Raw genomic sequence first — 13,983 nt, 5'->3', positions numbered from 1 at the left:
CTGTCCTGAGCCGAGCTCAGTCCTCGACGACGATGGCCAGCGCGGGGCAGACCGCGGCGGCCTGGTGGATGTCGGCGGCCAACTCCTCCGGCGGGTCGTCGGTGAGGAGCACGACGACGCCGTCCTCGTCACGCTGGTCGAACACGTCGGCGGCCGCCGTGACGCACTGGCCGGAGGCGACGCACTTGTCCTGGTCGACGGTGATCTTCATGGCTTGTCCTTTCACCAGGTGACGGGAAGCGAGTAGACGCCGTACACCGCGCCGTCGTGCTTGAACGGGATCTCCTCCAGCGGTACGGCGCGCCGTAGCGTCGGGATGCGGCGGTACAGCGTGTTGTAAACGACCTGCAGTTCCATCCGCGCCAACGGTTGCCCGAGGCACTGGTGGACGCCGAACCCGAACGCCACGTGCCGGCGCGCGTCCCGGCGTACGTCGAGGGTGTCCGGATCCTCGAACACCGACGGATCGCGGTTGCCGATGTCGTTCGGGAAGATCACGCCCTCACCGGCCTTGATCACCTGCCCGTGCAGTTCGATGTCCTCGAGCACTGCGCGACGGCGGCCGGTGTGGGTGATGTTCAGGTACCGGAGCAGTTCCTCGACGGCACCCGCCACCACCTTCGGGTCCTCGGTCTCCCGCAGCACGGCGAGCTGTTCGGGATGCTCCAACAGCGCGAGAGTGCCGAGGGCGATCATGTTCGCGGTGGTCTCGTGCCCGGCGATCAGCAGCAGTACGCCGATGCCCGCCGCGTCCCGGCGGGTCAGTTCACCGGCCTTGATCCGCTCCGCCAGCCCGGACAGCAGATCGTCCTTCGGGTTCTCCAGCTTCTCGCCCATCAGGTCGTTCAGGTACCGGCCGATATTGTTGCGGGCTTCGGTCCGGTCCTCGACCGAGGCGCTGGTGCGGATCAGGATGCGGCTGTTCTGCTGGAAGAAGTCGTGGTCGTCGTACGGGACGCCGAGCAGCCGGCAGATCACCAGGGACGGCACGGGCAGCGCGAACGCCTCGACCAGGTCGACCGGCTTCGGTCCGGCGAGCAGGTCGTCGATCAGACCGTCGACGATCTCCTGTACCTGTGGCCGCATCGCCTCGACCCGCTTGATCATGAACGGCGCGGTGACCATCCGCCGCAGCCGTGCGTGCTCCGGGTCGTCCATCAGGATGAACCCGATCCCCGCGTCCTCACCGGTCGGCAGGGCGCGTGCGACCGTGTTCGGGTAGCCCGGTTTGTCGACGTCGGAACTCACCCGCGGATCGGCGAGCAGCTTGCGCTGATCGTCGTACCGGGTCACCAGCCACGCGGTGCTGTCGAAGACCTGCACCTTCACCAGCGGCGCTTCGGCCTGCAGTTCACGCAACTGCGGCGGCGGATCGAACGGACAGCCCGTGGCCCGGGCCATCGGATACACCGGAGTAGTCATCCGAATTCCTTCCCCAGAGAGGTATTCGAGTTACGCGCGCACCAGGTGCTCCCGGTGCAGGCGGGTCTGTTTCGGCATGTTCCAGCCGAGTACCGCGGTGACGCGGTCGTCGCGGCGGTAGTGCGCGACGAACCGCCGGTGAGTGATGTTGCCTTCGACAACGATCACCTCGGCGTCCGCCGACGGGCGGCCGTGCAGCTGCAGCTTCACCGCGAACTGGTCGGTCCAGAAGTACGGGATCGGGCGGTACGGCTGCGGCTCGCCGAGGATGTTGGCCGCGACGCAGATCGCCTGTTCGGTCGCGTTGGTCCGATTCTCCAACCGGATCAGGGAGTCGCCGTACTGCCAGAGCGCGACATCGCCGGCCGCGTAGATTCCGTCCGCCGCGCGGCAGAACTCGTCGCACACCACACCGTTGCCGAGGCGGAGCCCGCTTCCCTCCAACCACTCGGTTGCGGGTACAGCACCCAACGCCACGACCACGACGTCCGCAGGCAGCACCTCACCATCAGCCAGCCGTACGCCGCTCACTCGGCCGTCCACGTCCGTCAGCCCGGACACCGCCGTACCGAGCCGGAGGTCAACGCCTTCGCTCACATGCAACTCGGCGAGCAAGCCACCGACCACCGGACCGAGTTGGCTCTCCAACGGCACCGCCTGCGGACCTGCCATCGTGACGGTCAGACCGAGCTTGCGGACTGTCGCGGCGATCTCGGCGCCGAGCACACCGTCTCCGACCACGACCACTCGCGCGCCTGCCACCAGGTCCGCGCGCAGCGCAGCGGCGTCGTCGAGCGTCCGCACCACATGCACGCCCTCGAGGCCGGGCCCAGGAAGCCTGCGCGGTGTCAGCCCGGTCGCGATCACCACCGCATCGGCCGACAGCGAACGGCCCGCCGCGGTCTGTACCGACTTGCGCTCGACGTCGAGCGCGACGGCGGAGTCACCGAGGACGAACTCGGCCTCCAGCGCCGACAACATCGCCTCCGGACGCAGCTGCGTCCGCCCGGCATCCCAGTCACCACAGAGAAACTGCTTGGACAGCGGCGGCCGGTCGTACGGCGGGTGCCACTCCGCGCCGAGCACCGTGATCGGCTCCCGGAACCCCTTGCGGCGCAAGGCTTCGACGGTCGTCAATCCGGCCGCGGACGCGCCCACCACGAGGACGCTCATGCAGTCACCGGCGCGGTCAGCAGCCCGACGATCCCGTCGATCAACCCGTCGGCCATCTCCTGCCAGGTCGCCCGGGCGGTCGGCGTACCGTCCGCGATCGCCCGCTCGAACTCGGCGGTCATCTGGATGATCAGGTGCCGGGCCATGTCGCCACGCTCCATCCGGACTGCCGGCGGCAGCTCCGCGAGATGCTCGCCGAGACCGTCGACGACCTGCCGCAGCGTCGGCGAGTTCATCGACTCCCGCAGCTGGATCTCGCGCAGCGACGGGTCGTACATCAGTTGCGCACTGAACCGCGCGAGCCAGCTCGGCGGACCGAGGCTGCTCATGTGGTCGGTCGCCGACCGGACCAGGACCGTCACGTAGTCCCGCACGTCGGGCTCGGCGCCGAGCTCGGCGAGCAGCTCGCGGCGCCGCTCCTCGACCGGCACCGCGTGCTTGCGGACGATCTCCCGGACCAGGTCGGTCTTGGTCCCGAAGTGGTACCCGACCGCGGTGTTGTTCCCCTGACCGGCGGCCTCGCTGATCTGCCGGTTCGACACCTCGTGCACACCGCGCTCGGCGAACATCCGCTCCGCCGTCTCCATGATCAGGTCCCGGGTGGCATTCACCCGCGCCGACCTGCCTGAGTTCACCGTCTTCGCCATCATCACCAGATCACCCTTACCTCCCGCAGCCCACCGACGAGCAGCCCTTCGACGAGCGGCAGCTCGGCCGCCGGCACTGCCAGCGCCAACGTCGGCAATCGACGCAGCAAGACTTCCAGAACGACCCGCAGTTCGGTCCGCGCCAGCGACTGGCCGATGCAGGAGTGCGGCCCGGCGCCGAACGCCAGGTGCACGTTCGGGCTGCGACTCAGGTCCATCGCGCCGGCGTCGTCGAAGATCCGCTCGTCACGGTTCGCCGAGGCCATGCTGCAGATCGCGGTCGTCCCCGCGGGCAGGATGCCGTCGGTGAGCTCGAGTTCCTCGGTGACGTACCGCATCATTCCGAAACCCGCGTTGGCGTCGTACCGCAAGGTCTCCTCGACGGCGGTGCGGACCAGGGCCGGGTCGGCGAGCAGCTGCTCCCAGCGGTCGCGGTCGGCGAGCAGCATCGCCATCATCTTGCCGATCATGTTCGTGGTGGTCTCGTGGCCGGCGATCAGCAGGCCCATGCCGGTCGACACCAGCGCCTCGTCGCTCAGCCGCTCACCTGCCGAGTCGGTGCCGGTGATCAGGTCGCTCAGCAGATCGGTCCCGGGGTTCGCGCGCTTGGCCTCGACATGACCACTCATGTACGCCGTGAAGTCGGCCTGCGCGGCTTCCATGTCGGCCGCCGAGTAGCGATTCAGGTTCAGGAACGTGTCGGACCAGTAGGAGAACCGCTCCCGATCCGAGGCCGGTACGCCGAGCAGCTCGCAGATCACCCAGACGGGCAGTGGGAAACCGAGGCTCGCCTTCAGATCGGCGGGATGCCCGTGCTCGACCATCTCGTCGACGAGTTGGTCCGCCATCGCCTCGATCGACGGCCGCAACGCCGCCATCCGCTTGGCCGTGAACCACTTGGTGATCATCCGCCGCCACCGCTGGTGCCCGTCCCCCGACTGCGGTACGCCGGGGCGCCGCCGGTCGAAGACGCCCGCGCCTTCCGCCGAGACCCGTGCCGCTCCCTCCGCGGTCCGGGCGAACCTCGCGTCGGACAGCACCTGGCGGACATCGTCGTACCGGGTCAGCAAGGCGGCCTGGTCGCCGCTGGGCAACCGGACGTGGGCCACCGGGCACTGCCGGCGGAGCTCTTCCCACTCAGGGGGCGGTTCGATCGCATCGACGGGCGGGAGCGGGTAGTCGACGATCTGATCACTATCGGTCACAGGCCATCACCTCCGTGTGGTTTCTTCTCCAGCTTCCCTCGTCCACTTGTTTAAGTCAACTGCCTGACTTAACGTATGGTTGCAGAAACCAACTATCTATCGCGGGGGTGTCCACGACACCCCCTATGCCTCGGAGGCTGCTGATGTCCGCTGCTCCATCCGTGCGTACCGGGACCGTCGTCCCGGTGCTGGCCTCGGCCGGTATCACGGTCGCGCTGATGCAGACCCTGGTGATCCCGCTGGTCCCCGAGCTTCCGCGCTTGCTGCACGGCTCGGCCGCCGGGACCGCCTGGGCGATCACCGCGACGCTGCTCGCGGCCGCGGTCGCGACCCCGATCATGGGCCGCCTCGGCGACATGTACGGCAAGCGCCGGATGCTGCTGATCAGCATCGGCATGCTGGTCGCCGGCTCGGTCGTCGCCGCACTGAGCAGCTCACTCGTGCCGATGATCGCCGGCCGCGCGCTCCAGGGCCTGGCCTCCGGCGTGATCCCGCTCGGGATCAGCATCATGCGCGACGAACTCCCGTCCGAGAAGGTCGGTACGGCGGTCGCGCAGATGAGCGCCTCGCTCGGCGTCGGCGGCGCGCTCGGCCTGCCCGCGGCCGCGTTGCTGGCCGAGAACTTCGACTGGCACACACTGTTCTGGGTGTCGGCCGGGCTCGGCGCGATCGTCTTCGTGCTGGTCGTGCGGTGCGTCCCGGAGTCCGCGATGCGGTCCGGCGGGCGGTTCGACGTACCCGGCGGTGCCGGGCTGTCGGTCGGCCTGATTTCGTTGCTGCTGGCAATCTCTCAGGGCGCGAGCTGGGGCTGGGGCAGCGGTCGCACACTGGCGCTGTTCGCGCTCGCGGTCGTCGCGCTGCTGGCGTGGGGCTGGTGGGAGACGCGGACCACGGAGCCGCTGGTCGACCTGCGCACCACGGCCCGCCCGCAGGTGCTGCTGACCAACCTGGCGTCGATGGTCTTCGGGTTCGCGATGTTCGCGATGTCGCTGGTCCTGCCGCAGCTGCTGCAGATGCCGAAGGCAACTGGTTTCGGACTCGGCCAGTCGATGCTGGCGTCCGGTCTGGTGATGGGCCCGTCGGGTCTGATCATGCTGGTCGCCGCGCCGTTCTCGGCGAAGATCTCCGCGACCCGCGGCCCGAAGGTCACCCTGATGCTCGGCGCCCTCGTCGTCGCAGCCGGGTACGGCGTCGGCAGCGTGCTGATGAGCCACGTCTGGCAGCTCGTCCTGGTCTCGCTGCTGATCGGCGCGGGCATCGGCCTGGCCTACGGCGCGATGCCCGCGCTGATCATGTCCGCCGTACCCGTCACGGAGACCGCGGCGGCGAACAGCTTCAACACCCTGATGCGATCGATCGGCACCTCGGTGTCCAGCGCGGTCGCCGGCGTGATCCTGGCGAACCTGACGATCAGCCTGGGCGGCTACACCCTGCCTTCGCAGAGTGGCTTCCGGGTCGTCCTGCTGATCGGCGCCGGCGCCGCGCTGACCGCGCTGGTGGTGGCCTCGTTCATCCCCACCCGCCGCACGACCGCCGAGGCGCCGGCGGTCGAGGCGGAGGCAGTCGCCGGATGACGGGTTCTTTGGCGAATGGCGGGTTGTAGCGCGGCACCCGCGAAACAACCCGCCATCGGCCGCCTAGCCGAGGAAGTCCAGGGTGCGCTGGAGGAGGAGCTTGGCGGCGGCTTCGTCGTAGCCCGGGAGGGAGGAGTCGGCGAAGAGGTGCTCCTTACCGGGGTAGAGGAACAGCTCCACGGAACTGTTGGCTGCGACCAAGGCGCGAGCGGCGTCGATGTCGCCGCCCTCCTCCGCGAAGTACGGGTCCTCCTCCATCGCGTGCACCTGCGCCGGCACGCCCTCGGGCCACGCCCCGAACTCCTCGGCCGGCAGGCACGAGTAGTAGAACAGGCCGGCCACAGCGCCGGGGCGGGTCTGCGTGAGCTGCTGGGCGGGGACGACGCCGAGCGAGAAGCCGGCGTACACGACGTTCGCCGGCAGGTCCTGCGCCGCCTGGACGCCGCGCTCCGCGATCTTCCCGAAGCCCGTCGCCCGCGCGTAGTCCATGCCCTCGTCGAGGGTCGCGTAGGTGTTGCCCTCGTACAGGTCCGGTGTGTGGACGGTGTGGCCCGCCTGCCGCAGCTCCTCCGCGAACGCCTTCACCCCGTCGGTCAGCCCCTGCGAGTGGTGGTACAGCACAACCTCGGCCATCATCAGCTCCCAATGATCCAAATACTTCGAACAATCGGTGATGCTAGTCTATTCGAACCATGTCGATCAACAGCCGGGTACCGGATTACGAGCTAGCGGACACGATCGAGCTGACGACCGTCGAGCAGGTGCGGGCGATCAGCGACCCGTTGCGGACGACGATTCTCGGGCTGCTGCACGAGCGGGCGGCGACCGTGACCGAGCTGGCCACTGCCGTCGGGCGGCCGAAGAGCACGGTCGCCCATCACGTGAAGGTGCTGGCCGACGCGGGCATCCTGCAGGTGGTGCGGACGCGGCGGGTGCGGGCGATCGAGGAGCGGTTCTACGGACGCGCCGCGCGGATGTTCTTCATCGGGCTCGGCCGGCAGGGCGCGGAGGGTCGGCTACCGCAGGACTTCAACGACTTCGAGGTCGCGGCCGAGGAGTCCAAACCGGCGTACGACGCGGGCCAGATGCGGTCGTTCATCCGGCACGCGCGGATCCCGGAGGAGCGGGCGGCGGAGTTCTGGCAGCAGGTCGACCGGTTGATCCACTCGTTCGACCAGCTGCCACGGTCCGGCGATACGACGTACGGCTTCACCGTCGGCCTCTATCCGATGTTCGACTATCCGACGTTGCCGCCCGCCGAGGGTGAGGACTGAGCTGAGGACTGGGACCGGAAAGCCGTCGGCGTCGTGCCGGTGAACTGCCGGAACACCCGGGCGAAGTGCTGGCTGGAGCTGAAGCCGAGACTCAACGCCAGCCCGGTGATCGTGATGTCGCTGGTCTCGAGCAACTGACGAGCACGCTCGATCCGGCGCTCACTGAGATAGCGATGCGGCGGCTGACCGAGCTCGCCGGCGAACAACTCAGCCAGGTACGCCGGTGCGAGGCCGGCGCGATCCGCCAGCTCGCGAAGGGTCCACCGCTCGTGGAACTCCTGGTCCAGCAGGCGTTTCACCGCCCGTACGGCGGGATGCATGGCCAACTGCGGTACGGCGACCGGCGCGAGCGACCGTGATACCGCGAGAACGAGATGATCCACCGCCAACGCCAGCCCGGTCTCGGCGTACTCGTAACGTGTCGCCAGCTCACGCACCAGTTGCGCGAACGCATGCGCGAGTTCACCCGCCTCCCGGTGGACGACCGTCTTCGGCCACGGCCGGGCGAGCGCGGGTTGACGCCGACCGACCGCGTCGAGATCGACCGCGGCGAAGTAGAAGTGATGGTTGCCGGATCGCCCCGCGAGATGATGCGTGACGCCAGGCGGTACGGCGAAGAGGTGCCCGGGATGCAGCACGTAGCTCTCACCGCCGGCCATCCAGTGCGTGGTGCCGTGCTGCTGCAGATAGATCTCCCAGACCGAGTGCTGATGCGGCTCGATCAGGAACTGCTGCGGCGCCCACTGCTCCCCCGCGTGCCGCAGACCGCTCGCGGGATCGAAACCCTCGGCATGGAAGCCGGCGCGGAGCCCGCTGGGGCGGTACAAGGACACCTGAAGATTGTGTCCAGGCGGCTGAACATCGGCAACGCCCCCGCGCGCCGTGATTCCTAGGTTGGTCGGCATGGAGCTACCAGGAGCTGATGACATCGCCTTCTACCAGGAGCACGGTTACTGGATCTCGCCGGTGATCGTGCCGTCCGACGTACTGGACGCGGCCGAGCGTGGGATGGAGCGGTTCTACGCCGACGACCACGACCACGCGTTGCCCGACCTGCCGTCGACCCGCGGATGGCGGCCGGCCGACGGCGACGTACTGCGGAAGAACGACTACTCGTCACTGCGGGTGGACGAGCTGGCCGCCCTCGTGCACCACCCCGCGATCGGGGCGACGGCGGCCACGTTGTCCGGCGCGGACGGGATCCGGCTGTGGCACGACCAACTGCTGTTCAAGCCGCCGGGCGGGTCGGCGGCGCGAGTCGGGTGGCACACCGACCGGCAGTACTGGCAGTCCTGTACGTCGGACGAGATGCTCACTGCGTGGGTCGGATTCCACGACGTCGACGAGACGAACGGCGCGGTGGGGTTCCTGCCCGGTAGCCATCGCTGGTCGGTGACCGGGCTGGACTTCTTCTCCCAGGACGTCGAGGGCCTGGAGGCGTCGATCGTCGCGCAAGGGTTCGACCCGACTCCCGTCGTACCGCGGATGAAGCGCGGGCAGGTGAGCTTCCACCACTGCCGGACGGTGCACGGGAGCTCGGCGAATCGCAGTACGGCGCCGCGCCGGTCGATCGCCATCCACCTGCAGCCCACCGACAACCGCTGGCGCCCCGGCGCGAACCACCCGAACGACGAGCTCGTCCGCCACAACCCCACGCCCGACTACACCGACCCCGCGATCCAGCCCCAGCTCTGGCCTGTCTGAGGCCGGGCAAGTGACTCGCGGTTTTCGCGTCATGGTTGGTGGGGTGGAGCGTCTCTGGACGTACGGGTTGCCTGCCTGCCAGGTGGGCGACCACGGGCGGTAGTCAACACGGGGACTTGCGATGACGATCGACAAGCTGGAATCGGTGCCGCTGCGCGGGCGGCACCGGCTGAACCGGCCGGGACACGAAGCGGTGTTCCGGCCGTTGCTGCACGCACTCGCCGGCGGGGCCGATCCGGTCCCGCAGGCCGCGGCGGCCGGGCGGCGATTGGCCGAGCGGGAGGTGCCGCTGGTCACGGCTCTCGACGTACTGCGGACGACGTACCGGACTGTCGGTTCGGAGCCGTCGTTCGAGGCGATCCAGGCGCTGTGTCAGAGCTGGACCGAGTGCACGCTCACCTATCTGCACGCCTCGTCGTGCGAGGACCCCGGGACCGGTCTCGCCACCACGCCGCACCTACGGACCCGGTTGACCGAGCTCTACCGAGCTGCCGAGCGCCACGGCTGGTATCTCCCGGACACGCACACGCTGGTGGTCACCGAACCGGTCACCGCGCAGCCGTGCGACGCCCAGCTCGCCAACCTGGCCGGGGCGCTGCGGACCGTGTTCCGCGAGCCGGAGGTGATCGCCCGGCTCGGTGCGACGCGAGTGGCGTCGCTCGTGCCGCTCGACGACCACTTCAGCGAGCACCTCGGCACATTGCGCTCGATGATCGGCTACTGGCCCGAGTACGGCGAGCCGGGTACGGCGGGCACGCCGCGCACCAAGATCTGGTCCGAACGACTGCCCACACTGTCGGACTGGTCGGACAGCTTCGTCAACGACCTAGCCATGAGCTGACGGGTCGAGTCCCCGCACCAGCGCGGCGAGACCGGTCGCGAACTCGTGATCGGGGCCTAGCGCAACGACCTGGCCGGCGATGTCGAGCAGGTGCGCGGCGGCCGGCGACGCGGTCGGGGGAAAGGCGATGTCGTTTCCGTCCCGAGCCGTCTGCTGCTCGAGGGTCGCACCGATCGTGTACCGCGAGACTGCGACGTACGCCAGAATCGCGCCCGTACCGGTGAACCCGTGCCGCTCGAGGAACGACACCTGCGCGATCGCGTTCGCCAGCTCCGGAGCGCGCGGTCCGGCCAGCGCCAGCAGTCGGGCGCCGTCGCGGACCGCGAGCATCGCGCGGCGCAGGCTGTGCGCGTTGCGGGTCAGGAACGCCTGCCAGTCCTCGTCCGGCCGCGGCAGCCGCTCGGTGTGCCAGCGGTCCAGCACCTCGGCGGCGACCGCGGCGAGGACCTCGTCCTTGTTGCGGAAGTGGTGATACAGCGCCGGTTGCCGAACGCCGAGCCGGGCCGCGACGGCGTGCAGCGACAGCTTGTCGAGACCGCGCTCGTCGAGCACCTCGATCGATGCGGCGACGATCGCGGTGCGGTCGGTCCGTCGCTGCTGGGGCACCAGCGAACCGTACCCACCGGCGCCGGGCCGGGGCCATGCTTATCGGTGATAAGCTTCGATCCGACCACTCAGCGTGACCGAACGGAGTGCCACCGTGGCGAACGAGGACAGCTGGAGCGGGGTCGTGGTGAAGAAGTCCCGCGCCCTGTACGACGGGTCGAACCTCTACCGCAAGCTCGAGGTCCAGCTCGACGGCGGCGAGGTCCAGGACCTGAAGGTGCCGCGCGACCTGTGGAAGCAGCTCGAGGTCGGCGACCGCGTGGTCAAGGAGGCCGGCGCCGACCCACGCCGCGGCTGATCGCGGGCGCGAGCCGTTCGGCACCGCGGTCCAGGTCTTCAGACCCTGGTGCCGTCGAGCATCACCACTCGACGCTGAAGGCATGTTGATCGACACCCAGATGCCCGAGTGGGAACAGCGGATGACGCGAGCAGCGCCGGTCGATGCCGACGTACGGCGGACGTATCAGGCGATCCGGGAGGTCGATCTCTTCCGATCGCCCCTGCTGTCCGACCCCGGTCCGCAGGGTGCGCTGCCCGGCGCGCTCCTGCGCTGGGCCGACGGGTCGCCCCGCGGGGCCCGGAGGGCGTCGACGGGTTTCGACCAGTTGCTGACCCGGGGCTTCCAGGTGGTGGCCGACGACGGCGCGACCGAACTCGTGCTCGGCTTCATCGGCCGGTGGTGGCGAGACGATTACGGCCAGGCCCGTTGGAGTCCCGGGGAGCTGCCGACCTTCGACCTGCCGGGCTACGGCGTCGGGGTGTGGAGCCTGACGGTTCTCGGCTACGGCGAGCAGACCTCGGTCCTGGTCGCGGAGGTCCGGCTGCGCTGCACCGACGCCGCCGCCCGGGACGCGCTCGGCGCATACTTCGCACTCACGTCGCCGCTGATCACGGCCATGGGCCAGCCGATGCTGCGGCTGATCCGGCGCGCGGCGGAGCGCGGTGTCACCCCGGTCGCGTTCGATGGTGACGGATCGTCGTCACGGTGGCGCCAAGTTCGCTAGGCTCAGTGGGTGTTCACCGGCCACACCTCCAGATCATGAGCGAACCTGAGCCACGTTCCCTCGGTGCCGAGCAGGTGGATCGGTTCGACATCGTCGCGATCGCGTCCTCTGCCGGTGGCATTCGTGCGCTCGCGCAGGTCCTCGGTGGGCTGCCGTCGGGCTTCTCGGTCCCGGTACTGGTCGTGCAGCACCTCGACCCACGGCACCAGACGGTGATCGCCGATGTGCTCGGTCGCCGGTCCCCGTTGCGGGTCAAACTGGCCGCCGACGGCGAGCAGGCCAAGCCGGGGACGGCGTACGTCGCGCCACCGAACCGGCATCTGCTGGTCGGTGCCGGCGGCGAGCTGTCGCTGTCGAGCAGCGAGCTGGTGCACTTCGTCCGGCCGTCGGCGGATCTGCTCTTCGAGTCCGCCGCGGGGGCGTACGGCGCGCGGGCGATCGCGTGTGTGCTGACCGGATCGGGCCGCGACGGCGCGATGGGCGTCAGCGCGGTCAAGTCGCGCGGTGGCACGGTGATCGCCGAGGACCCGAAATCCGCCGAATTCAAGGGAATGCCGGAGGCCGCGGTGGAGACCGGGTCAGTCGATTTCGTCCTGCCGCTGGGCGAGATCGCGGACGTCATCGCGGCACTGGTCGAATCGAGGAGCGAGTAATGGCGGACAAGGTCGTCACCGAGACGGACCCGGAGCTGGAGCAGCTGCTCGGCTTCATCCGGGACTCCCGCGGCTTCGATTTCACCGGGTACAAGCGGTCCTCGCTGGCCCGCCGGGTGCGCAAGCGGATGACCGACGTCGGCATCGCGGACTACCTGGACTACCGGGACCTCCTGGAGACCAGCGCCGACGAGTTCGAGTTCCTCTTCAACACCATCCTGATCAACGTCACCAGCTTCTTCCGGGACACGGACAGCTGGACCTACCTGCAGCGCGAGATCCTGCCCGACCTGCTGGCCGGCCTCGAGTCCGAGGAGGAGATCCGGGTCTGGAGCGCCGGCTGTTCCAGCGGCGAGGAGGCGTACTCGCTGGCGATCATGTTCGCCGAGGCGCTGGGGATCGAGGAATGCGCTCGGCGGGTCAAGATCTACGGCACCGACGTCGACGAGGAGGCCCTGCGCGATGCCCGCACCGGCGCGTACCCGGCCAAGTCGCTCGAGTCGATGCCGGACGACATGCGCAGCAGGTACTTCGAGCAGAGCGGCTCCCGTTTCACGTTCCGGTCCGACCTGCGTCGCCGGGTGATCTTCGGCCGCCACGACATCACCAGGGACGCGCCGATCTCCCGGTTGCACCTGCTGGTGTGCCGCAACACGCTCATGTACTTCAACGTCGAGGCGCAGTCGCAAATCGTCGACCGATTCCACTTCGCCCTCCGGGAGAGCGGCTACCTGTTCCTCGGCAAGGCCGAGATGCTGCTGTCCGACGGCGAACGGTTCGACGTGGTCAGCATGCGGCAGCGGATCTTCAAGCGGAAGTTCGGCGACGCAGGCCCGCCGCATCAGCCGAGCCCACTGCAGCTGGCCCCGACCACCGGGCTGGAACTGCGCGACGCCGCCCGCAAGCGGCAGCTGCGCGACCTGGTCCTGGAGACCGCGCCGAACGCGATGATCTCGGTCGACCTGGACGGCACCATCACCCAGCTGAACAGCCAGGCCCGGGCGCAGTTCGGGCTCACGTCCCACGACATCGGCCGGCCGTTCCGGGACCTCGAGGTCTCCTACCGGCCCACCGAACTCCGGTCGCTGATCGAACAGGCGCACTCCGAGCGCCGGGCGGTCCGCGTCAACGCGGTCGAGCGCCGACTGTCCGCCGAGGACGTGCAGTACCTCGACATCGTCGTCCAACCGCTGACCGCCTCGGACGGCATCCTGGTGGGATCGTCCGTGGTCTTCACCGACACCACCGCCCTGACCCGGCTGCAGCTGGAGGTGAAGCGCAACCGGGAGGATCTGGAGACCGCGTACGAGGAACTGCAGTCCACCAACGAGGAACTCGAGACCACCAACGAGGAACTCCAGTCCAGCATCGAGGAACTCGAGACCACCAACGAAGAGCTCCAGTCCACCAACGAAGAACTCGAGACCACCAACGAGGAACTCCAGTCCGGCAACGAAGAGCTCGAGACGATGAACGAGGAGATCCGCATCCGCAGTACCGAGCTCGACGAGGCCCGGACCTTCCTCGAGGGCGTGCTGGCCAGCGTCGCCGCCGGCGTCGTGGTGCTCGACGGCGAACTGCGGGTCCGCAGCTGGAACCGGGGCGCCGAGGAGCTCTGGGGGCTGCGTAGCGACGAGGTCCAGCGGCAGCCGTTCTTCCAGCTCGATTTCGGCCTGCCGACCGACGCGCTCGTCGAGGTGGTGCACCGCAGCCTGGATTCCGGTCACCGGACCGGGCCGATCGAGCTGGCCGCGGTGAACCGCAAAGGCCGGGCGATCAAGTGCGCGGTGACCTGTTCGCCGCTGGACAGCCAGGGAGAAGGTGTGGTCCTGCTGATGGAAGACCTGCACGGAACCGGCGAAGAGGCATAGGCTGAGTCT

16 protein-coding genes are annotated in these 13,983 nt (G+C 69.0%); 8 read left to right on the top strand and 8 right to left on the bottom strand.

The window, feature by feature from the left end; all coding sequences use genetic code 11:
- Window positions 1-16: 16 nt before the first annotated feature.
- Genes ACFYRH_RS30840 through ACFYRH_RS30820 form a run of 5 tightly spaced genes read right to left on the bottom strand, consistent with a single transcriptional unit; the run spans window position 17 to window position 4,447 of the window.
- The gene (locus ACFYRH_RS30840; RefSeq protein WP_387782682.1) at window positions 17-211 is read right to left on the bottom strand and encodes a ferredoxin; all 195 of its coding nucleotides are present in this window, start codon (window positions 209-211) and stop codon (window positions 17-19) included.
- Window positions 212-222: 11 nt separating this feature from the next.
- The gene (locus ACFYRH_RS30835; RefSeq protein ID WP_387782680.1) at window positions 223-1,422 is read right to left on the bottom strand and encodes a cytochrome P450; all 1,200 of its coding nucleotides are present in this window, start codon (window positions 1,420-1,422) and stop codon (window positions 223-225) included.
- 30 nt (window positions 1,423-1,452) lie between these two features.
- Complete coding sequence (locus ACFYRH_RS30830) at window positions 1,453-2,595, bottom strand: NAD(P)/FAD-dependent oxidoreductase (RefSeq protein ID WP_387782678.1); 1,143 nt, start codon at window positions 2,593-2,595, stop codon at window positions 1,453-1,455.
- Complete coding sequence (locus tag ACFYRH_RS30825) at window positions 2,592-3,245, bottom strand: TetR/AcrR family transcriptional regulator (protein ID WP_387782677.1); 654 nt, start codon at window positions 3,243-3,245, stop codon at window positions 2,592-2,594. Before ACFYRH_RS30825 ends, ACFYRH_RS30830 begins: the two co-directional genes overlap by 4 nt.
- Window positions 3,245-4,447, bottom strand: coding sequence for a cytochrome P450 (locus ACFYRH_RS30820; RefSeq protein ID WP_387782675.1), 1,203 nt, complete (start codon window positions 4,445-4,447; stop codon window positions 3,245-3,247). The genes ACFYRH_RS30825 and ACFYRH_RS30820 overlap by 1 nt, the downstream gene beginning before the upstream one ends.
- A gap of 143 nt (window positions 4,448-4,590) precedes the next feature.
- Between ACFYRH_RS30820 and ACFYRH_RS30815 the strand changes: the two genes are divergently transcribed.
- On the top strand, window positions 4,591-6,021 hold the full coding sequence (locus tag ACFYRH_RS30815; RefSeq protein ID WP_387782674.1) for an MFS transporter: 1,431 nt from the start codon (window positions 4,591-4,593) through the stop codon (window positions 6,019-6,021).
- A gap of 63 nt (window positions 6,022-6,084) precedes the next feature.
- On the opposite strand, the gene ACFYRH_RS30810 is transcribed toward ACFYRH_RS30815, so the two are convergent.
- Window positions 6,085-6,654, bottom strand: a complete 570-nt coding sequence (locus ACFYRH_RS30810; protein ID WP_387782672.1) for a dienelactone hydrolase family protein — start codon at window positions 6,652-6,654, stop codon at window positions 6,085-6,087.
- 59 nt (window positions 6,655-6,713) lie between these two features.
- Here ACFYRH_RS30810 and ACFYRH_RS30805 point away from each other — a divergent pair, with 59 nt between their 5' ends.
- Window positions 6,714-7,295 carry an ArsR/SmtB family transcription factor gene (locus tag ACFYRH_RS30805; RefSeq protein WP_387782670.1) on the top strand — a complete coding sequence of 194 codons (582 nt, stop codon included), beginning with the start codon at window positions 6,714-6,716 and terminating at the stop codon, window positions 7,293-7,295.
- On the opposite strand, the gene ACFYRH_RS30800 is transcribed toward ACFYRH_RS30805, so the two are convergent.
- Complete coding sequence (locus ACFYRH_RS30800) at window positions 7,259-8,128, bottom strand: AraC family transcriptional regulator (RefSeq protein ID WP_387782668.1); 870 nt, start codon at window positions 8,126-8,128, stop codon at window positions 7,259-7,261. The two genes, ACFYRH_RS30805 and ACFYRH_RS30800, sit on opposite strands and share 37 nt — an antisense overlap.
- 70 nt (window positions 8,129-8,198) lie before the next feature.
- Between ACFYRH_RS30800 and ACFYRH_RS30795 the strand changes: the two genes are divergently transcribed.
- Entirely contained in the window at window positions 8,199-8,999 is an 801-nt protein-coding gene (locus tag ACFYRH_RS30795) for a phytanoyl-CoA dioxygenase family protein (protein WP_387782666.1), read from the top strand.
- A gap of 121 nt (window positions 9,000-9,120) precedes the next feature.
- Window positions 9,121-9,840, top strand: a complete 720-nt coding sequence (locus tag ACFYRH_RS30790) for a hypothetical protein (RefSeq protein WP_387782664.1) — start codon at window positions 9,121-9,123, stop codon at window positions 9,838-9,840.
- Here ACFYRH_RS30790 and ACFYRH_RS30785 read toward each other — a convergent pair.
- Window positions 9,826-10,446 (bottom strand): TetR/AcrR family transcriptional regulator C-terminal domain-containing protein, encoded by a 621-nt coding sequence (locus ACFYRH_RS30785; RefSeq protein WP_387782662.1) that lies wholly within the window; start codon window positions 10,444-10,446, stop codon window positions 9,826-9,828. The genes ACFYRH_RS30790 and ACFYRH_RS30785 overlap by 15 nt on opposite strands.
- Window positions 10,447-10,540: 94 nt before the next feature.
- Here ACFYRH_RS30785 and ACFYRH_RS30780 point away from each other — a divergent pair, with 94 nt between their 5' ends.
- The 4 genes from ACFYRH_RS30780 to ACFYRH_RS30765 all read left to right on the top strand — a co-directional run bounded on the left by ACFYRH_RS30780 (window position 10,541) and on the right by ACFYRH_RS30765 (window position 13,974).
- Window positions 10,541-10,744, top strand: coding sequence for a hypothetical protein (locus ACFYRH_RS30780; protein ID WP_387782660.1), 204 nt, complete (start codon window positions 10,541-10,543; stop codon window positions 10,742-10,744).
- A gap of 82 nt (window positions 10,745-10,826) precedes the next feature.
- Window positions 10,827-11,450: a hypothetical protein gene (locus ACFYRH_RS30775; RefSeq protein ID WP_387782658.1), complete on the top strand. Its 624-nt coding sequence runs from the start codon at window positions 10,827-10,829 to the stop codon at window positions 11,448-11,450.
- A 35-nt stretch (window positions 11,451-11,485) separates the two neighbouring features.
- Entirely contained in the window at window positions 11,486-12,103 is a 618-nt protein-coding gene (locus ACFYRH_RS30770) for a chemotaxis protein CheB (protein WP_387782656.1), read from the top strand.
- Window positions 12,103-13,974: a CheR family methyltransferase gene (locus ACFYRH_RS30765; protein WP_387782655.1), complete on the top strand. Its 1,872-nt coding sequence runs from the start codon at window positions 12,103-12,105 to the stop codon at window positions 13,972-13,974. Before ACFYRH_RS30770 ends, ACFYRH_RS30765 begins: the two co-directional genes overlap by 1 nt.
- The last annotated feature ends 9 nt before the right edge of the window (window positions 13,975-13,983 follow it).

The sequence above is a fragment of the Kribbella sp. NPDC004875 genome (assembly GCF_042873375.1).
Classification (GTDB): domain Bacteria; phylum Actinomycetota; class Actinomycetes; order Propionibacteriales; family Kribbellaceae; genus Kribbella.
This window is presented reverse-complemented; position numbering and strand designations above follow the sequence as displayed.